Annotated in this window: 12 protein-coding genes; 9 read left to right on the forward strand and 3 right to left on the reverse strand. The window is 55.8% G+C overall.

Annotation, left to right across the window (positions count from 1 at the left end; all coding sequences use genetic code 11):
- The first annotated feature begins 5 nt into the window (after positions 1-5).
- From AB182_RS26585 to AB182_RS26595, 3 genes are read left to right on the forward strand one after another with little or no spacing between them, the layout of a single operon-like run.
- The gene (locus AB182_RS26585; RefSeq protein ID WP_047372687.1) at positions 6-3,989 is read left to right on the forward strand and encodes a cellulose biosynthesis protein BcsC; all 3,984 of its coding nucleotides are present in this window, start codon (positions 6-8) and stop codon (positions 3,987-3,989) included.
- Positions 3,989-4,468: a cellulose biosynthesis protein BcsD gene (gene bcsD, locus AB182_RS26590; protein ID WP_047372688.1), complete on the forward strand. Its 480-nt coding sequence runs from the start codon at positions 3,989-3,991 to the stop codon at positions 4,466-4,468. Before AB182_RS26585 ends, bcsD begins: the two co-directional genes overlap by 1 nt.
- Before the next feature lie 8 nt (positions 4,469-4,476).
- Positions 4,477-5,472 (forward strand): glycosyl hydrolase family 8, encoded by a 996-nt coding sequence (locus tag AB182_RS26595; protein ID WP_047372689.1) that lies wholly within the window; start codon positions 4,477-4,479, stop codon positions 5,470-5,472.
- A 594-nt stretch (positions 5,473-6,066) separates the two neighbouring features.
- Here AB182_RS26595 and bcsG read toward each other — a convergent pair.
- From bcsG to bcsE, 3 genes are read right to left on the reverse strand one after another with little or no spacing between them, the layout of a single operon-like run.
- The gene (bcsG, locus tag AB182_RS26600) at positions 6,067-7,746 is read right to left on the reverse strand and encodes a cellulose biosynthesis protein BcsG (RefSeq protein WP_047372690.1); all 1,680 of its coding nucleotides are present in this window, start codon (positions 7,744-7,746) and stop codon (positions 6,067-6,069) included.
- Positions 7,739-7,936: a cellulose biosynthesis protein BcsF gene (bcsF, locus tag AB182_RS26605; protein WP_047372691.1), complete on the reverse strand. Its 198-nt coding sequence runs from the start codon at positions 7,934-7,936 to the stop codon at positions 7,739-7,741. The genes bcsG and bcsF overlap by 8 nt, the downstream gene beginning before the upstream one ends.
- Positions 7,933-9,492 carry a cellulose biosynthesis c-di-GMP-binding protein BcsE gene (bcsE, locus tag AB182_RS26610; RefSeq protein ID WP_047372692.1) on the reverse strand — a complete coding sequence of 520 codons (1,560 nt, stop codon included), beginning with the start codon at positions 9,490-9,492 and terminating at the stop codon, positions 7,933-7,935. The genes bcsF and bcsE overlap by 4 nt, the downstream gene beginning before the upstream one ends.
- Before the next feature lie 171 nt (positions 9,493-9,663).
- On the opposite strand from bcsE, the gene bcsR reads away from it, so the two are divergent.
- Genes bcsR through bcsC form a run of 6 tightly spaced genes read left to right on the forward strand, consistent with a single transcriptional unit; the run spans position 9,664 to position 20,245 of the window.
- On the forward strand, positions 9,664-9,852 hold the full coding sequence (bcsR, locus tag AB182_RS26615) for a cellulose biosynthesis protein BcsR (RefSeq protein WP_047372693.1): 189 nt from the start codon (positions 9,664-9,666) through the stop codon (positions 9,850-9,852).
- An 11-nt stretch (positions 9,853-9,863) separates the two neighbouring features.
- Positions 9,864-10,628, forward strand: coding sequence for a cellulose biosynthesis protein BcsQ (gene bcsQ, locus AB182_RS26620; protein WP_047372694.1), 765 nt, complete (start codon positions 9,864-9,866; stop codon positions 10,626-10,628).
- Positions 10,625-13,222 carry a UDP-forming cellulose synthase catalytic subunit gene (gene bcsA / locus AB182_RS26625; RefSeq protein WP_047372695.1) on the forward strand — a complete coding sequence of 866 codons (2,598 nt, stop codon included), beginning with the start codon at positions 10,625-10,627 and terminating at the stop codon, positions 13,220-13,222. Before bcsQ ends, bcsA begins: the two co-directional genes overlap by 4 nt.
- Before the next feature lie 25 nt (positions 13,223-13,247).
- A complete protein-coding gene (bcsB, locus tag AB182_RS26630) occupies positions 13,248-15,659 on the forward strand; it encodes a cellulose biosynthesis cyclic di-GMP-binding regulatory protein BcsB (RefSeq protein ID WP_047372696.1) in 2,412 nt (803 codons plus the stop codon).
- Positions 15,660-15,665: 6 nt separating this feature from the next.
- Positions 15,666-16,772: a cellulose synthase complex periplasmic endoglucanase BcsZ gene (gene bcsZ, locus AB182_RS26635; RefSeq protein WP_047372697.1), complete on the forward strand. Its 1,107-nt coding sequence runs from the start codon at positions 15,666-15,668 to the stop codon at positions 16,770-16,772.
- Entirely contained in the window at positions 16,754-20,245 is a 3,492-nt protein-coding gene (gene bcsC / locus AB182_RS26640; RefSeq protein ID WP_047372698.1) for a cellulose synthase complex outer membrane protein BcsC, read from the forward strand. Before bcsZ ends, bcsC begins: the two co-directional genes overlap by 19 nt.
- The last annotated feature ends 31 nt before the right edge of the window (positions 20,246-20,276 follow it).

Here is a 20,276-nt window from a genome sequence, read left to right on the forward strand (position 1 = left end):
CAAGAATGATGATAAAAACCGCCCGCCGTTTGACGACGCTGTGCCTGTCCAGCGTCCTCACTTTCGGTATGTCAGGGCTGGCACATGGCGCTGCGAATGATGCCGCGCTCAAGGCCTTGTTTGATCAAGCGAATTACTGGCATGAGAAATCCCACGATGACCTGGCGATGGAGTCGCTGCGGAAAGTGTTGATGGTGGATGCCAATAACACCCAGGCGATGTACCTGATGGCGTTATGGGCGCAGCAAAATGGCGATCTGCAAGTCTCATCCCAGTGGCGCACGCGTCTGGCGCAAGTTTCCCCTAATGATCCGGGGTTACAGGCACTCGATAATGCCAAACAGCTGACGCAGGTGCCGCAAGGGCAATTGAGTCTTGCCCGCCAGCAGGCGCGCAGCGGCAACGTACCGGCGGCGCTGGCGACCTGGCGCAGCATGTTTAATGGCGATACGCCGCCGCCCAGCCTCGCTCCTGAGTACTATCAGACGATGGCGGGAGACAAAGCTCTTTATCCGCAGGCCGTGGCGCAGCTGAAAAATTTCGTCATGCATAACCCGCAGGATACCTCTGCGCGTATTGCGCTGGGCAAAATCCTGACCTGGCGTGAAGAGACGCGTCGCGACGGCATTTTGTTGCTCGAACCGATGGCCAGCGGCAGTAAAGAGGCTGACGATGGGTTGCGTCAGGCGCTGTTATGGCTGGGGCCGCAGGCGGGCGATGAACGCTTCTACGACACCTGGTTGCAGCGCCACCCGCAGGATAGCGATGTTCAGAATTATTACCGTAAAAACGTTGGCGGCGCGGCGAAAGGCGCGGGCTATACCGCACTGAACAGCGGCGATAACAGTGCGGCAAAAAGTAAATTTGAACAGGTACTGCAAACCAACCCCAACGATGCGGACGCTCTTGCCGGGATGGGCTACATTGCCCAGCGTAGCGGTGATTACAAAGCGGCGGCACAGTACCTGAACCGGGCGGCCAGTCAGGGCGGCGATGCGTCTGAGGAACGTAAAAATCAGGCTGCAGATGCGGCGTTTTACGGCCAGCTCGCCCAGGCACAGCAGGCATTGAAAGAGGGCAATATCAGCCAGGCGCTGGCGCTTTCATCCCCGCTGGCACAAGAGAGCGGGGAGCGTGGCACGGCAGGTAAACTGTTCCGTGCCGCCGTACTGCGTCAGAACAAAGACTTTGCGCAGGCCGAGCAAACCCTGCGAGGTATCCTCAACGATCAGCCGCAGAATGCTCCGGCACGGGAAAACCTCTATTACGTTCTGCGCGACCAGAATAAAACGGAAGAAGCTCAGGCGATGCTGCGCACCTTACCCGCCAGCCTGCAGGAAAAACTGCAGCCGCGCGTGGTGGCGGGTGCACCTGGCGATCCGATTCGTCGTCAGGCACAGCAGCTGGTTCAGGCCGGTAACACTGACCAGGCTATTTCGGTGTTACGTCAGGGTGTTGCCCGCGTGCCGGATGATCCGTGGCTGCGTCTGGACCTTGCCCGTCTGTTGCAAAAATCCGGGCAAGAGGGCGAAGCGGCAACGGTAATGATCCCCGCCGGGCGCGACGGTGCCAACAGCAACTCACTGTACGCCGCTGCGCTATATGCCAGCGAAAGCGGTGCCTGGCAGCAGGCCAACTCTCTGCTGGCGCGTATTCCGCCGTCCAGTCGTAATAGTCAGATGCGCGATCTGGTGGAGAGTGTGAATTACAACCTGCAAATGGCGACGGCAGAACGTTACCTCGCGCAAGGGAACATGACCGCGGCAGCCAATACCCTGAAAGCGCTGGCCAGTCAGCCGCCGAAAAGCCCGGTTGATGCGGGGAAACTGGCGCGGATGCTTGCCCGCTCGGGTGATATCACCACCGCCGTATCGCTGGTACGCAACAGTATAAAAGACGGCGTACAAGGCAACGCCGGGGATTATGCCGATCAGATAGCGGTACTGAATCAGGCGGGGCTCACGCAAGAAGCGCAAACCCTGATGTCGAACCCGGAGCTACAGGCACGTAGTACGCCTTCGCAGCTTGCAGGTATCCGCAATGGTTACGTCATTAATGAAGCGGACAAACTGCGTGAGGAGGGCAACTATGCCGCTGCTTATGACAAGCTGATCCGAGCGCTGCAAAGCGACCCGCAGAACACCGATTTGATGTTCGCTATGGGCCGTCTGTATCAGACAGGCAAAATGAACAAAGAAGCGGGTGTGCTCTACGACTACCTGATGACCCGCGATACCGAGGATCAGGCGGCACGCGTCGGCGCTATCGACGTTGCGCTGTCCGAGAATAACGTGCAGAAAGCCACGACTCTTGCCAGCGGTCTGCGCAGCGACAGCTCACCGGAACGTATGCTGTTGCTGGCGCGTCTGGAAGAGGCAAAAGGCAATCATCAGCAGGCGATGACCTACTTACGCAGCGCGCGCGGCAAACTGGTGGGGCTGGAGTCTTCTAACAGCGCCACGACGCCGACGATTGGCGGCGTACTGTTGGCTGATAATCCGTTTACCACCACCAGTAAAACGACGCCGCAATCAAGTTCGCCGCAGGCGTTGTACGGCACTATTTTGCCGTGGCAGGTCGCGCAGGTGGCTCATGAGCCGGGAACCAGTTTACCGGGCACCACCCGTACCGATTTGCCCGTCGAGACCGCGCAAAGCCGCACCCTGCGTCAGGTTGATAACATGATGCAAGAGCTCGATGAGAAGAAAGGGATGTGGTTGCAGGGCGAGGTCGATATCCGTGGTCGCGACGGTGAGTCGGGCACCAGTAAACTGACCGAAGCCAAAACGCCGCTGACCTGGTCAAGTTCGCCGTTTGGTGAGTCGCGTTTCGAGTTTACCGCCACGCCGATCAGTTTGAGTTCAGGAACCGCATCGGGCGATGCCTGGCGCCGTTATGGGACGAACCCGCTGGCGAATGCTGTAAGTAATATTAGCAGCACTGTTATTAATGCCTATGAAGGTGAAACAGGAACCACTAGTCCAGTCACGCTTAGCGAACTGAATGCCGCACTGACGCCATTTAAAACCAGCGGATTAGAACAACTTGCCGCTTTGTATAATTCTGGCACATTGCGCTCACTCAGCCAGTCGCAATATATGCATAACCTGGATGATGCGATTCACGACTCCACGGATTCGCAAAACGGCAACGGCGTTGAGCTGAATATGGCGCTCAGTGGCGATAGTTACCGTGTGGATATTGGCAGTACGCCGCTGGGCCAGGACATGAGTACGCTGGTGGGCGGTGTGAAATGGTCGCCGAAACTCTCCAATTACCTGACGTTAATTCTGACCGGTGAACGCCGCGCGGTGACCGATAGCCTGCTCTCGTATGTTGGCCTGAAAGATAAATATTCAGGAGAGCGTTGGGGTCAGGTGACGAAAAACGGCGGTAGCGTCCAACTGAGCTATGACGACGGCGATGCGGGCTTCTTCGTGGGAGGCGGCGGTTACAGCTACATTGGCGATAACGTGGCGAGCAACACCAGCGCCAACGCCGATGCCGGCGTCTATCTGCGTCCATGGCATGATGATTTCCGTCAGTTGCAGACGGGGTTAAGCGTCAGTTGGATGAATTTCTCGAAAAACCTGAGCTACTTTACCTACGGTCAGGGGGGCTACTTTAGCCCGCAGAACTATGTCAGCGTATCGTTACCTGTCGATTTCTCGCAAAAAATCGATAACTGGAAGCTGAGCCTGGGCGGATCGGTGGGATACCAGTCCTATACCCAGGATAAGAGCAATTATTTCCCGAACGATCCTGAGGCACAGAGCATGCTGCAGCAACTGGCTGATATGGGCTTTACCAAAGAAGCGCAGTACGGCAGCAAATCGCAAAACGGGATTGGCTATACCTTCCGGGCAGGGATTGATTACAACCTGAATAAGAACATGACCGTCGGCGGCAGGGTCGGTTACGACACCTTTGGCGACTACAACGAAAGTACTGCCGGGATCTGGTTCCGCTATATGTTGGGAGATAAATAATGACGTCGAGTACGGCTAATCCTTTACTGCTGTCTTATTTTCAACGACAGCAAACGCCGGCCGGTTGGTTTGACCTGCTGTCGGTGATGGTTGATGGCATGGTAAGAAACGTGGGGGAAGCGGAAAGCCAGCCCTTCTTGCGCCAGATGGGGGAGTCGCTGGCGGAACGTTTTCCTCTGCCAGCCTCGGAAACCATCGGCGAGCTCGAAGCCAACATCAACAGGCTGCTTGCGGAGTTTAATTGGGGCTATATTGATATTCAGGCCAGCGAAGAGGGATTGTCGTTCCGCCATCAGGGTGTACCTGTTTCCCGGGATGAGAACAGCCAGACGCGTTGGTGTTATGCCTTTTGCGCCATACTGGAAGGACTTTATACCCGTTGGTTGCAGGGACAGGGCGGAAAATCGCATCTTGCTTTTAGCCGCGAACGGCTTTACTCCGTATCGGACGTTGTGTTCCGCTACGCTAACCCACAATGAGTCTGAGTATGTTTAAACGCGTTTTCGCCATGATGGTGATGATGGTGAGTGTGCTCTTTTCCTCGTTTTCCCAGGCGGGACAGGCCTGGGAAACGTACAAAGCGCGCTTTCTGATGACGGATGGCCGTATTGTTGATACGGGCAATAAAAACGTCTCTCACACGGAAGGCCAGGGCTTCGCCATGCTGATGGCGGTCGCCAGTAACGATAAGGCGGCGTTTGACCGCATTTGGGGATGGACGGATAAGACGCTAAGGAACAAGGACAATGGCCTGTTCTACTGGCGTTTTAACCCGGTTGAGCCGGATCCGATTGCAGATAAGAACGACGCAACGGATGGCGATGCGTTAATTGCATGGGCGTTGTTAAAAGCCAGCCAGCGCTGGAATGATAACAGCTATGCGACCGCATCGGATGCCATTACCCAGGCGATGATTAAACATACGGTGATCAACTTTGCGGGTTATCGGGTAATGCTGCCGGGCGCGAAGGGGTTCAATCTCAACAGCTATGTGAATCTGAATCCGTCCTATTTTATCTTCCCGGCATGGAAAGAATTTGCCAACCGTAGCCATCTGGTGGTCTGGAATGATCTGATTCGTGATGGCACGACGCTGCTTGGTAAAATGGGCTGGGGTCAGTCGCACTTGCCTACCGACTGGGTATCGCTGTCGGCAGATGGCAAACTGAGCCCTGCCAAAGAGTGGCCACCGCGCATGAGTTTCGACGCCATCCGTATTCCGTTGTATCTCTCGTGGTGGAACCCGCAAAGTGCGCTGCTGACGCCGTGGCGCAACTGGTGGCAGGGTTATGATCGTAACCGCACCCCGGCCTGGGTGAACGTCACAACCAACGATACCGCCCCGTACAATATAAATGGCGGTTTGCTGGCGGTGCGTGATTTGACGATGGGCCAAACGTCCGGCGAGCCGCAAATCAGCGCGCAGGATGACTATTATTCTGCCAGCCTGAAAATGTTGGTCTGGCTCGCGCAGCAGCAGTAATTCTTCGCTTTTCCTGGTGATGTCCCCTCACCCTGGCCCTAACCTCTTCACGGCACTATTTCCCCCCCTCTCCCCGCGGGAGAGGGCCAGGGTGAGGGGAAAATGTGGCTCGGAACGTGGGTTCCGTTCACCGTATGTTCATGGCGAAATGTCACCCTCGAACACGTGAACGGGTAAAGGGGAACACCGCGTTCCCCTTTACAATCCCCGCGGCCCCGCAAAGAAATCGATGCTTCGCACTGCGTTCGCCTCCCGCCCCGCTGCCTGCGGTCGGTTTGACTCGAGTTACTCGCCCCATCCCTGGGGCTCGCCCTTCGGGCCAACGCGCTGCGTTGTTCAAAATCGTTCCGGACGATTTTGTCCTGTCTCGACAAACCTCAGTCCGCCATCCCTGGCGGCCTGCCCTTGTCATCGGGTCTTCGTCTCACCGATTTCGGCGGGGACTCAACCCCCTCGCTGTATGCTCTACGCCAGAGGGTTACCAGGATGTCGCTGTGGTTGTCATGCGGGAAAACGCGCCAGCCATGGCTAAAAAAGTTGAAGACGTTCACAGTATCTACGACTTGCCCCCTTGCTTCGGTGAGGGAAAACAACCTACTGCGGATACGGCACCCAGTCGCCGCCGTTCAGGCGAACATACGGCTTGTTCTGGTACTGGATCACCACGGCATTGGCATTTTCTGAAACGGGCGCTGTCTGCGGCAGGCCGCTGGTCAACTGATCCCAGTTCACATGGTCTTCGGTAAAGATCTTGCCATCCAGCACGCGCGTCACCAGTTCTGATACCGCCAGGAAGCTGCTTGGCTGGTTGATCTCAATGGCTGCCCCTTCATGCGGAGCCTTCATGCCAAAGAACTTGATCGCCGTGGGCACGTGAGTAATCGATGGGCTTGGAATATCACGCAGACCGGAAACCTGCATCTTATCGCCCTGTAGCGCCGCGCCGTGTTCCGGCACCATCACTACCATCACTTTACGCCCGGATTTCTCCAGTTGCGTAAAGAAGGCATCCAGTTCATCAAACAACTTTTGCGCGCGAATTTTATAATCCGCTGTCTGGCGAACGCCGGGGAAATGGTTACCGTCGTGTAGTGGCAGCAGGTTATAGAAGGTCGCGGTACGTTGGTCATTATTGGTCGCCTCGTTTTCCATCCAGCGGTTCAACACGGCGGTATCGTCATAGACCGGGGAGCCATCAAACGACAACAGGACTGGCGGCAGGCCTGCCTGATTCATTAATGGCACCTGTACGCCGCCGTTGTCGCGGATCTCTTTGAGGAAATCGCCGAATACGCCGTTGTGATCCATCATCAACTGTTGGGTGAAACCCAGTTTGGCCAGGTTATCAAACAGGTAGCATTGAGCGCCGGCTGTCTGATAGAGATTTTTATGCGACGTCTGGCCGCAGCTTGCGCGTAGCAGGCGAATGGCCGCCGGGCCGCTGTAGGCGGTGGCCGAATTAAACTGCTTAAATACGATATCGAAATGCGACCACAGTGGGTGCGATGACAAGCCCGCGGCGTCAATATCGGACCAGGAGAGTGAACAGATGTTGATCACCAGTAGGTCAAAAGGCTGTGCATCTGCCGGCAGTTGCGTCGGGAACGGCGTCTGGCGTTTCTCTTCGGCGGCATAAAAACTGGCAAGCCAGGCATTCAAATTTTCAGAGGTTGGCGGCGCGGTTTGTGCCGGAATATCGCCTACTACGGGTGTTGTTGCGGTATTTGCCACCGTCGGCGCCACCGTTGCGCCCGTTGTGGCAAGGGTATTTTGCTGGGTGCTTTGCGGCCACAGGGTGAACGCTGGTCCGACAAGAGTCAGCACATTCAGCCAGATCATTATGGCGACGACAAATACCGTTACACGAATCCACTGCGCCAGGAACAGCCAGGCGATCAGTAATACGAACAGGGCCCCCATCATCTGCCAGTTAATAAAACGCGTAACCAGATCGAGCAGGTAATCCGCGCTAAAACCTGCCACCTGCGAGCCCTGACTCATAATGCTATCGATACCCGGTAGCCAGGTATCATGCCAGAACAGGCCGAAACCAATCGGGATGGCAATCCAGTGGCGCAAACGGTGCAGGCCAGGGCCTGGCACGGGTATCAGCAGAAAGGCCATAAATACCAGGTTCAGCAACGGATGAAAATTAAGGTAGCCCGCCCACAGCAAACCAAATTTCACTAAAAAATAGAAATTCCACCCGGATAAACCGCGCCAGTGTTGCCACAGCGTCGAGGGTCTGGAAGGCGTCAGCGTTTGATTAGTCATGTTTTCGGTCTGCCTTGACGAACGATTCCCGACGCAATACTCCGGCCGGTTTAACGTAGCGGGGTTTAATAAACATTATTCTTGCAATAAGACGAATACGGTACAGCCAGTGGCGGGCCAGATAGCCCAGCGGGAAGAAAATCAGCGCGCAAAGTATCACAAGTTCAATTATATCGGCGATGGACATCATGATGCGCTCCCCCTGTCTTCATTTAACAGCCGCAGCGGTTCCGGGATACGTCGCCAGGTCTGCCCGTCATGCTCGGCGTTAATGATTTTCTTCTCATCACTCGTTCCTGCCAGCGGACTGCCCCATTTTTCCGCTCCGACTTCCCGCAACAGCACCAGTTCCGCTGCAATCTGATTGTCCTCGAACCAGATCATGCGGTTAGAGAAGATGTCGGCGGTGGGTAACGGGAAAATATGGTTAAGCGCGGTATCAAGATCGTTTACGCGGCAGAACGACAAAAACATCAACAGGCGATTATCGCCGATGGTGACAATATCCCCGATCCGGTTTGGGCGACAGAGCGTCAGCGCCTGTTCAACCCGAATACCGGGTACCGGGCGCAGCGCCACCAGCACTCCTTTGCCATCGGGTGGCAACAGCGTGTTATTCACCATATTGCCCACGGCTTCGCAGAACGTATTCCATGTCTGGAATCCGCGCAGTTTGAGCGGCAGGGTCATTGAGATCAGCGTCGAGATATCTTCCGGCACAAGGCGTTTAAACTGTTGCCCCTGTACGCTTTCGATAAGCGTCAGACAGCGGGAGAGCGGGGCGTTCCAGGAGATGACCATATTGGCGCCACACCCCAGCAGCAGACGTTCATCGGTGGCGCGCAGGCTGGCTTTGGTTTCACGGACAATGATTTTCAGAGCGCTGCCGCGCTGACGGCGCAGAGTATGAATCTGGCGAGCAATGGTTTCGATTTGGTTATTCTGACGCAGGGCGAAAATAAGGGTCGCGGCCTGGCTGGTTCGCGCCTCGTTAAACATTCCTTCATTGGTTTCGAAAAGCGTCCAGTGTTCAGAAAGTGCAGGTGCCCCCTCCAGCACATCGACATTACTGAGCACCCGTTTTTCATCACTGCGCGGCTGGACGGAAGCCTCTTCTTGCTTCGCTAACTGCCAGTGGCCGTCGTGATGTTCAAGAATAAGTTGTTGCTGGGCACTCACGCCTCTGTCATTACACCACCAGGCAACATCATAAAGATGTGTTCCGCTTGTATAACGCAAACTCGCCAAACCAAACAATGAACGGTATTTACCTATCAGTACTGATGATTGCCTGTCGCTATTGTTTGCAGGGTTTATTACCAGTAATGTGCAATTATGATATTTCGTCCAGTCATGAATTCGTATTAGCCAGCGGTGCAAATTCTCCACCGAAATATTTTTCCAGGCGTTATTTGCACACAACAGAATGAGGAAATAATTCTCAGGCTCAATTGAGCACAGTAAATCGCGAGAGAAAAAGTATAGACTCTTTTCATGATTTGGCATGGAAAAAAGTTGTATTTTTCGGGGGCCGTGATCGGGTTCTGATTTGAGGATGTTCCGCAAATCATACCCCATGCCCGCAACCGCGACTTTGGCGTTTTCAGATTGCGATGCAATTGTTTGATTAACAAGGCTAATTGCATCCTCCTCGCGGTCGGCGTTAATCCACCAGACGCCGCCGGCAGGCATGTGACGCAATTCGTCCCATAGCGACTGAATGCCGATAGAAAATATGGGGTCCACGGTGTCCCTCTACAGGTAATTTATCTGTATCTCAGTTTACTAGCGAAAGTATAGAAATAAACCTAACATTGAAATTAAAGAACATCAGATTTAGCATGTAAACGAATTTCGTCGCAAATACCTTGCTAAGAATGTACGCAATCTTTTTCTGATTATAAGGATCGTGTCTGAATGCATAACGATGAGCCTAAAACTCAGACGGACTCGACGCTGGGTTATACATTTCAAAATGACTTTTTAGCACTCAGTAAGGTGTTTTCATTGCCCGAAATAGATTATGCCGATATTTCCCAACGAGAACAGTTGGCGGCGGCTATTAAACGTTGGCCTCTGCTGGCAGAGTTTGCTCGTCAACAATAAGGAAGCCGTGGATGGCTGTATTGGGGTTACAAGGGGTACGCGGCGGTGTGGGCACCACATCAATTACCGCGGCGCTCGGCTGGGCATTACAGATTTTAGGGGAATCGGTACTTGTTATTGACGCCTGCCCCGATAACCTCCTGCGCCTGTCATTTAATGTTGATTTCGACCACGCCGATGGCTGGGCGCGCGCGATTCTGGATGGCAAAGACTGGCGCGACGCGGGGCTGCGTTATACCTCCAGCATCGACATTTTGCCCTTTGGCCGCCTGACGGATGCCGAATGGGAGAAACTGCACCTCTTGCATGAACCGCCAGGCCAGTTAACGGCGATATTACAGGCGCTTAAAGCGCAGCAGCGCTACCAATGGGTGCTGCTGGATTTACCGCACGGCTATTCGCCGCTGGCGCGCCAGTTTCTTGAATATTGCGACCACACGCTGGCGGTCGTGAAACCGGATACCAACTGCCACGTGCGCCTGCATCAGCAACGGTTGCCGACAGGCGCGCATATTCTGATTAATGATTTACGTATTGGCAGTCAATTGCAGGATGACCTCTACCAGGTGTGGCTTCAGAGCCAGCGCAACCTGATGCCTGTCCTTATCCACCGCGATGAAGCGATGGTGGAATGCCTGGCAGCAAAGCAACCGTTGGGGGAATACCGTAGCGATTCACTGGCGGCAGAAGAAATCCTGACGCTGGCAAACTGGTGTTTACTGCACTGTTCGGGCGAACCCGCTCAAGGGGAACAACACACGAGGATGCTCGAATGAGTCGTCTGGCCGCCTGGTTTCTGAATCCCCCGGTCTATGCCCGCTTAAGCGAGCGTTACCGCTGTTATCGCCGGAATAAGGCATCGGGGTTTAGTGCGGCATGCGGCTGTTTCTGGGTAGCGCTGGCCTGGCTGTTTCTGCCCCTGGAGAATGCTAACTGGCAGCGAGTGCGTGAGCAGCATCAGGCGCTCTTTCCCCATATTAATCCGGAAAAACCGCGTCCGCTTGACCCGGCACGTTACCTGTTGCAGGTCCTCTGGCTGCTGGCAACGCTGCCACAGCACAGGACAACGCAGGCGTCGAAACCTGAACGCGCGCATAAGATCCGCGAACGTTACCATAACTGGCTGGATGCTCTGCCCACCCGCGTTTCCGACCAGACCAGCCACCTGGATAACCATAAAGAGCTGGGCCATCTCAGCCGGGGAGCGCGCCGTTTTATTCTGGGGATCATCATCACCTTTTCGTTGATACTGGCCCTCGTCTGCATTACTCAGCCGTTTAACCCGCTATCGCAGTTAATCTTCCTGCTGCTGCTGTGGGGGGTGGCCCTGCTGGTGCGCCGCATTCCGGGGCGTTTCTCGGCGTTGATGCTGATCGTGCTTTCGCTGACCGTCTCCTGTCGCTACATCTGGTGGCGCTATACCTCGACCCTGAACTGGGATGACCCGGTCAGCCTGGTGTGCGGCATCGTGTTGCTGTTCGCGGAAACCTATGCGTGGATTGTGCTGATCCTCGGCTACTTCCAGGTGGTCTGGCCGCTTAATCGCCAGCCAGTACCGCTCCCTAAAGACATGGCCCTGTGGCCGTCGGTCGATATCTTTGTGCCCACGTATAACGAAGATTTGAATGTGGTGAAAAATACCATCTATGCGGCGTTGGGTATCGACTGGCCGAAAGACAAACTCACCATCTGGATCCTCGACGACGGCGGGCGAGAAGAGTTTCGTCAGTTCGCCCAGACCGTGGGAGTGGAATACATTGCCCGTACCACACATGAGCACGCGAAAGCCGGGAACATCAATAACGCGCTGAAATATGCCAAAGGCGAGTTTGTCTCGATTTTTGACTGCGACCATGTGCCGACGCGCTCTTTCCTGCAAATGACCATGGGCTGGTTTATCAAAGAGAAAGATCTGGCAATGATGCAGACGCCGCACCACTTCTTCTCGCCGGACCCGTTCGAGCGCAACCTGGGCCGTTTTCGTAAAACGCCAAACGAAGGCACCTTGTTCTACGGGCTGGTACAGGACGGCAACGATATGTGGGATGCCACCTTCTTCTGCGGTTCATGTGCGGTCATTCGTCGTGGCCCGCTGGATGAGATTGGTGGTATCGCGGTGGAAACGGTCACCGAGGACGCCCATACCTCGCTGCGCCTGCATCGCAGAGGGCATACCTCGGCCTATATGCGTATTCCCCAGGCTGCCGGTCTGTCAACGGAGAGTTTGTCGGCGCACATCGGCCAGCGTATCCGCTGGGCGCGTGGGATGATTCAGATTTTCCGTCTTGATAACCCCCTGTTCGGCAAAGGGCTGAAACTGGCGCAGCGCCTGTGTTACGTCAACGCCATGCTGCACTTTCTCTCGGGTATTCCGCGTCTGGTGTTCCTTACCGCGCCGCTGGCGTTTCTGTTGTTGCATGCCTACATCATCTATGCGCCTGCCATCATGATTGCGCTGTTTGTTCTGCCGCACATGATTCACGCCAGCCTGACTAACTCGAAAATTCAGGGCAAATATCGCCATTCTTTCTGGAGCGAAATCTACGAAACCGTGCTGGCGTGGTACATCGCACCGCCGACTCTGGTCGCGTTATTTAACCCGCATAAAGGGAAGTTCAACGTCACGGCAAAAGGGGGACTGGTCGAAGAAGAGTATGTCGACTGGGTTATCTCAAGGCCCTATATCTTCCTTGTTTTGTTGAACATTATCGGCGTGCTGGTGGGTATCTGGCGTTATTTCTATGGCCCGCAAAATGAGATTTTGACGGTGTTCGTCAGTATCGCATGGGTGTTCTACAACCTGATTATCCTCGGTGGCGCGGTGGCGGTATCGGTGGAAAGCAAGCAGGTTCGTCGCGCGCACCGTGTGGAGATCTCCATGCCTGCGGCTATCGCCCGCGAAGACGGTCATCTGTTCTCCTGTACCGTGCATGATTTCTCTGATGGGGGGCTGGGGATCAAAATCAACGGCCAGTCACAGGTACTGGAAGGGCAAAAAGTCAGCCTGTTATTAAAACGCGGCCAACAAGAGTATGTCTTCCCGACCATGGTCGTGCGCGTTTCCGGTCGTGAGGTGGGGCTGCAACTTATGCCGTTGTCCACGAAACAGCATATCGATTTTGTGCAGTGTACGTTTGCCCGTGCGGATACATGGGCGTTGTGGCAGGACAGCTTCCCGGAAGATAAGCCACTGGAAAGCTTAATGGATATTTTAAAACTGGGCTTCCGTGGTTATCGCCATCTCGCGGAATTTGCTCCACCGTCTGTGAAAATGATTTTCCGGTCGCTAACCGTAATGGTTGCCTGGATTGTGTCGTTTATACCGCGTCGCCCGGAACGGGAAGCGGTAATACAGCACCCCGTGACGTGATTGGCTCAACAATGATGAAAACGCGATGAAAAGAAAACTTTCCTGGATTTGTGCAGTGGCTGTGGGGATGAGCGCTATACCCTCCCTGATGACGTATGCGGCACCCGGTGATCCGGCGACGCAAGCGGCCCCCACCGTGCCTGCCGTCGCGCCTGCGACTCAGCCGGTCGCGACGCCTGCGCCGACACAATCGGAAACGCTGGTACCCACCACCCCAACAGAGGGGCAAACCCAGCCGGCACCGCCGACCGGAAGCCGGGCCACGGGACAGGTGACGCCTGGCGTGGCGCTTTCCAGTGCGCCGTCGCGTGAGGTTAAACTGACGTTTGCAGAGATTGCGCCACCGCCAGGCAGTATGGTGCTGCGCGGCGTCAACCCGAATAATGGCATTGAGTTCGGCATGCGCAGTGATGAAGTGGTGTCGAAAGCGTTGTTGAATCTCGAATATACCCCGTCACCGTCGTTGCTGCCGGTACAGTCGCAGCTCAAGGTCTATCTGAATGATGAACTGATGGGCGTGCTGCCGGTCACCAAAGAACAACTGGGTAAAAAGACCTTTGCTCAGGTGCCTATCGACCCGCTTTACATTACCGACTTCAACCGCGTGCGGCTGGAGTTTGTCGGCCACTATCGCGATGTCTGTGAAAACCCGGCCAGCACTACGCTGTGGATGGATATTGGTCGCAGTAGTTCGCTGGATCTTTCTTACCAGACGCTGGCCGTACAAAACGACCTGTCCCACTTCCCGATCCCGTTCTTTGACCCACGAGACAGCCGTCCGTTAACGCTGCCGATGGTCTTCGCCGGTGCGCCGGATCTGGTTGAACAGCAGGCGGCGGCGATTATCGCTTCCTGGTTTGGTTCACGTACCGGCTGGCGGGGGCAGAACTTCCCGGTCATGTACAGCGGTCTGCCGGATCGTAACGCGATTATTTTCGCGACCAATGATAAGCGCCCGGATTTCCTGCGTGATGCGCCGCCTGTGAACGCCCCGACCATCACTATGATGAGTCACCCGAACAACCCTTATGTAAAATTGCTGGTGGTATTCGGGCGCGATGACAAAGACCTGTTACAGGCGGCAAAAGGTATTGCTCAGGGGAACGTGCTGTTCCGTGGCAGCAGTGTCACCGTTGATGAGGTGAAACCACTGTTGACGCGCAAACCCTACGATGCGCCAAACTGGGTGCGCACCGACCGTGCGGTCACCTTTGGTGAACTGAAAACCTATGAAGAGCAGTTGCAGTCCACGGGTCTGCAACCGGCGTCGATCAATGTCGCGTTGAACCTTCCGCCGGACCTTTATCTGTTGCGCAGTAACGGTATCGATATGCACCTGAACTATCGCTATACCGCGCCGCCAACCAAAGACAGTTCGCGCATGGATATCAGCCTGAACAATCAGTTCCTGCAATATTTCAGTCTGGTCAGCAATCAGGATACCAACCGGCTGCTGCTGCGCCTGCCGGTATTACAGGGGCTGCTGGATGGCAAAACTGATGTTTCTATTCCGGCGCTGAAACTGGGGGCGGTGAACCAATTGCGTTTTGACTTCCAGTACATGAATCCGATGCCGGGTGGCACTATCGAAAACTGCGTCACCTTCCAGCCGGTACAAAACCGTGTGGTCATTGGCGACGATTCCACCATCGACTTCTCGAAGTACTACCATTTCCTGGCGATGCCGGACCTGCGCGCCTTTGCGAATGCAGGCTTCCCGTTCACCCGGATGGCTGACTTGTCTGAAACCCTTGTTGTGGTGCCGCCAACGCCGACAGAAGGGCAACTGACTACGCTGCTGGACTCGCTGGCGACCATTGGCGCGCAAACGGGTTTCCCGGCTATCAACATGACATTGACCAATGACGGTACGCAGATTCAGGGTAAAGACGCCGATATCATGATCATTGGCGCTCTGCCGGAAAAACTGAAAGATGATAAACGTATCGATCTGCTGGTTCACGCAGCGCAAAGCTGGGTGAAAACGCCGCTGCGTCAGACACCGTTCCCTGGCGTTATGCCAGATGATGTCGATCGTCAGGCTGATGCGCAGACCTCGGTATCGTCCAGCGGCCCGATGGCAGCCATTATCGGCTTCCAGTCGCCGTATAACGATCAGCGCAGCGTGGTTGCGCTGCTGGCGGATAGCCCGCGCGGCTATGAGTTGTTAAACGGCGCGATGAATGACAGCGGTAAACGTGCCTCGATTTTCGGCTCCGTGTCGGTGATTCGTGAATCGGGCGTGAACGGTCTGCGTGTTGGCGACATTTACTACGTAGGGCATTTGCCGTGGTTTGAACGGGTCTGGTACGCGCTGGCGAATCACCCTGTACTGCTGGCGATTCTGGCCGCGGTGAGCGTGGTATTGCTGGCGTGGGTGCTGTGGCGTCTGCTGCGTATTATCAGCCGTCGTCGTCTCGACCCGGATCACGAGTAAGCGGTGATGAAAGCGCTACGCTGGATGATCATGGCGGCGCTTATGCTGGCGGCGGTGCAGGTGAGCGCCGCCTGTAGCTGGCCTGCATGGGAGCGTTTTAAACAGAGCTATATTAGCGATGGCGGGCGGGTCATCGACCCGAGTGATGCCCGCCAGATAACCACCTCGGAGGGGCAAAGCTATGCCCTGTTCTTTGCCCTTGCGGCGAACGATCGCGATGCGTTTAAAACGCTGCTGAACTGGACGCAAAATAACCTGGCGCAAGGGGATTTAGGCGCGCAACTTCCCGCATGGTTGTGGGGGCGGAAAAACGAAACTGAATGGACGGTACTGGATACCAACTCCGCGTCGGATGGGGATGTCTGGATCGCCTGGTCTCTGCTGGAAGCCGGGCGGCTGTGGAACATCCCTGATTATACCGGGCTTGGAAAAGCGCTGCTCTCACGCATTGCCAAAGAGGAAGTTATCACCGTGCCTGGCCTTGGCGCCATGCTGTTGCCCGGCAAGGTAGGTTTTGCGGATAACGATGTCTGGCGCTTCAATCCCGGCTATCTGCCGCCTCAATTGGCCCAGTACTTTACCCGCTATGGCGCGCCCTGGACGACGCTGCGGGAGACCAACCTGCGTTTAATTATCGAAACTGCGCCGAAAGGGTTCTCGCCTGACTGGGTGCGTTATCAGAAAAATAAGGGCTGGCAGCTTCAATCCGATAAGTCGCTGACAGGCAGCTACGATGCGATTCGTGTTTATGCATGGGCAGGCATGATGCATGACCGCGACCCGCAAAAGGCGCGTTTGCTGGCGCGCCTCAAGCCAATGGAAAACATGACGGCGAAACAGGGCGTACCGCCAGAAAAAGTCAACGTGGCGACCGACAAGGCGCAGGGTTATGGCCCTGTGGGTTTCTCGGCGGTACTGCTGCCGTTTTTACAGGATCGTGATGCTCAGGCGGTGCAGCGTCAGCGGGTAGCGGATCACTTCCCCGGCAAAGACGCCTATTACAGTTATGTTCTGACCCTTTTCGGACAAGGTTGGGACGAGCACCGTTTTCGCTTCACCCCTCGCGGTGAGTTACAACCTGACTGGGGCCAGCCATGCGCAAGTTCACATTAAGTTTATTGTCTTTCACGCTCGGCATCTCAGTGATGCCTTTCGCGCAGGCGGCGCCGACTGCGCAACAACAACTGCTTGAACAGGTACGCCTGGGTGAAACCACCAAACGTGAAGATTTGGTACGCCAGTCGTTATATCGCCTTGAATTAATGGCCCCTGACGACCCGGACGTGATTGCCGCGCGCCTGCGCTATCTGCTGCGCCAGGGCGATAATGCCGGGGCGCAGAAACAGATGGATCGGCTGAACGCGCTTGCCCCGAACGCCAGCGCAACCAAAGCGTCGCGCATCACAATGGCGCTGTCGACGCCCCAGGGACGGCAGGCGTTACAGGAAGCGCGCTTGCAGGCTGCCACGGGGCATCCGCAGGAGGCCGTGGCCGCTTATGAGAAAATGTTTAACGGCAGTGTCCCGGAAGGCGATCTGGCGGCGGAATACTGGACGCAGGTGGCGAAAGTGCCGGCACGACACAACGAAGCCATCACGCAACTGAAGGCCCTGAATGCCAGTAATCCGGGAAATGCAGATTTGCAAAATACGCTGGCGCGGATGCTGATCGCCGATGGCCGTACTGAAGAGGGTTTTACCGTTCTTGAGCAAATGGCGAAGAACAACACCGGGCGTGATACAGCAGCTACCCTCTGGTATCAGCAGATTCAGGGCATGACTGTCAGCGAAAAAAGCGTGGCGGCGCTCAAGCGCTTCCTGAGCGTGTTCAGTGAAGGTGATACGGTGGTAACGGCACGCCAGCAGCTTGATGCACAACAGAAACAGTTGGCGGATCCGACATTTCGGGCGCGTGCCAGCGGACTGGCGGCCGTGGAAGCCGGAAAAGGCAGCACGGCGATTGGCGCATTGCAGGATGCGGTAAGCAAAAATCATCAGGACAGCGAAGCCGTCGGAGCACTGGGACAGGCTTATTCCCAGAAGGGCGATCGCGCACGGGCGGTGGCGCAGTTTGAACGGGCTATTGCGCTCGATCCTGACAGCGATAATCGTGGCAAATGGGACAGCCTGCTTAAGGTGAACCGCTACTGGCTGCTTATCCAACAAGGCGATGCACAACTGGCGGCGAAAAATCCGGCCCAGGCGGAACGCCTCTACCAGCAGGCGCGTGCGATTGATAATACCGACAGCTACGCGGTGCTGGGGCTGGGTGATGCGGCCATGGCCCGCAAGGATACCGCCGCTGCTGAGCGTTACTATACGCAGGCGCTGCGTATGGACAGCGGTAACAGCAATGCGGTGCGTGGTCTGGCAAATATTTACCGTGCGCAGTCGCCGGAAAAAGCCGATGCCTTCATTCAGTCGCTTAGCGCCAGCCAGCGTCGCAGCATTAACGATATTGAACGCAGCCTGACCAACGACCGACTCGCGCAAGAGGCAGAATGGCTGGAGAACCAGGGCAACTGGGCGCAGGCCGCCGTATTGCAAAAACGCCGTCTGGCGCTGGACCCGGGTAGTGTGTGGGTGACTTACCGTCTGGCCAGCGATTTGCGCTCCGCCGGCCAACAAATTGAGGCCGACGCGCAGATGCGCGAACTGGCGCGCAGTAATCCCGCAGACCCTGAACAGGTGTACGCTTACGCGCTCTATCTTTCCGGCAATAATCAGGAGAGCGCGGCGCTGGCGCACCTCAACACACTGTCGCGTGACAAGTGGAACAGCAATATTCAGGAACTCTCCGACAGGCTGGAAGCCAATCAAGTGCTGGCACGGGCTAACCAATTGCGCGATACGGGCCATGAACCAGAGGCGATGGCTTTTCTTCAACAGCAGCCTGCTTCGACGCGTATTGATTTGACAATTGCCGACTGGGCGCAACAGCGGGGCGATAATCCTGCGGCGATATCGACCTATCAGCGCGTGTTAAATCGTGAGCCGAACAATGAAGAGGCGGTACTGGGCCTGGCAGAAATTTACGCCGCCGAAGGCAACCGCATGACTTCCCGCGAACTGCTGGCGAAATTACCGGCTGCCACCCCGACAGCGCCACGGACGCTCAATACCCAACGCCGGGTGGCGATGGTGCAGGCGGCGGTGGGCGATAATGACGCCGCCCGCGAGACATTCAGCGAAATTGTGCCGCAGGCGAAGGGGCTGCCGCCTTCCATGGAAAGCGCGCTGGTGTTGCGTGATGCGGCGCGTTTCCAGGTGCAGGAGGGGCAACCGCAAGCCGCGCTGGAAACCTATAAAGACGCGATGGTGGCATCGGGGGTAGCGGCAACCCGTCCTGCCAGTAATGACGAATTCACTTATAAAACCCGGAACAATGAGAACGATGACTGGCTGAAACGCGGCGTGCGCAGTGATGCCGCCGATCTGTATCGCCAGCAGGATGTGAATGTCACGCTGGAGCATAACTACTGGGGTTCGAGCGGTACGGGCGGCTACTCTGATTTGAAAGCCCACACCACAATGCTTGAGGCCGATGCGCCACTGGCTGACGGCAGGATGTTCTTTCGTACCGATATGGTGAATATGGATGCCGGAAAATTCTCGCTTAAAGATGACGGGACCTATTCGCCGCACTGGGGAACCTGTAATGAGGTGGCTTGTGAGGGGGGGGATCGCAGCCAGACGGCTAATGGCGTGAGCGTTGCGGTAGGCTGGCGTAACAAGACCTGGGATATGGATATCGGCACCACGCCAATTGGCTTTAATGTGGTGGATGTCGTCGGCGGCCTGAGCTACAGCAATGATATCGGTGTGATTGGCTACACGCTGAATGTCCATCGTCGTCCGATCTCCAGTTCATTACTGGCGTTTGGCGGACAGAAGGATAACGGCAATGGCGATCATCCCGGCACCACCTGGGGCGGCGTGCGTGCGAACGGCGCCGCCGCCAGCATGAGCTATGACCGTGGCGAGGCGCACGGTGTCTGGGCTTCGTTGGGCGCCGATCAGTTGACCGGGAAAAATGTGGCTGATAACTGGCGAGTACGCTGGATGGCGGGGTATTACTACAAACTTATCAACGACAATAACCGCCGCGTGACCATTGGTCTGAATAATATGATTTGGCACTACGACAAAGACCTGAGCCACTACACCCTGGGACAAGGGGGCTATTATAGCCCGCAAGAATATTTGTCATTTTCTGTGCCCGTGACCTGGCGTCAACGCACGGAAAACTGGTCCTGGGAGCTGGGTGGATCTGCCTCGTGGTCACATTCGCGTAAGAAAACGGAGCGAAGCTATCCGTTACTGAATTTGATCCCGGCGGGTTATCGTACCGACGCCAGCACCGCACTGGAGGAGGGAAGTTCATCCAGCGGCGTGGGTTATACAGCACAGGCATTAATTGAACGGCGGATTAACCAGAACTGGTCCGTTGGCCTGGGGGTGAATATTCAGCAGGCGAAAGATTACACGCCAAGCCAGGGCATGCTCTTTGTCCGTTATTCTGCCGCCGGATGGCAGGGCGATATGGATATGCCGCCGCAAACGCTGACACCTTACGCCGACTGGTAATAAATGAGGATAATTCCTGGGGGAAGCGTGG

Origin of the sequence: Phytobacter ursingii (assembly GCF_001022135.1) — a bacterium.
Taxonomy (GTDB): domain Bacteria; phylum Pseudomonadota; class Gammaproteobacteria; order Enterobacterales; family Enterobacteriaceae; genus Phytobacter; species Phytobacter ursingii.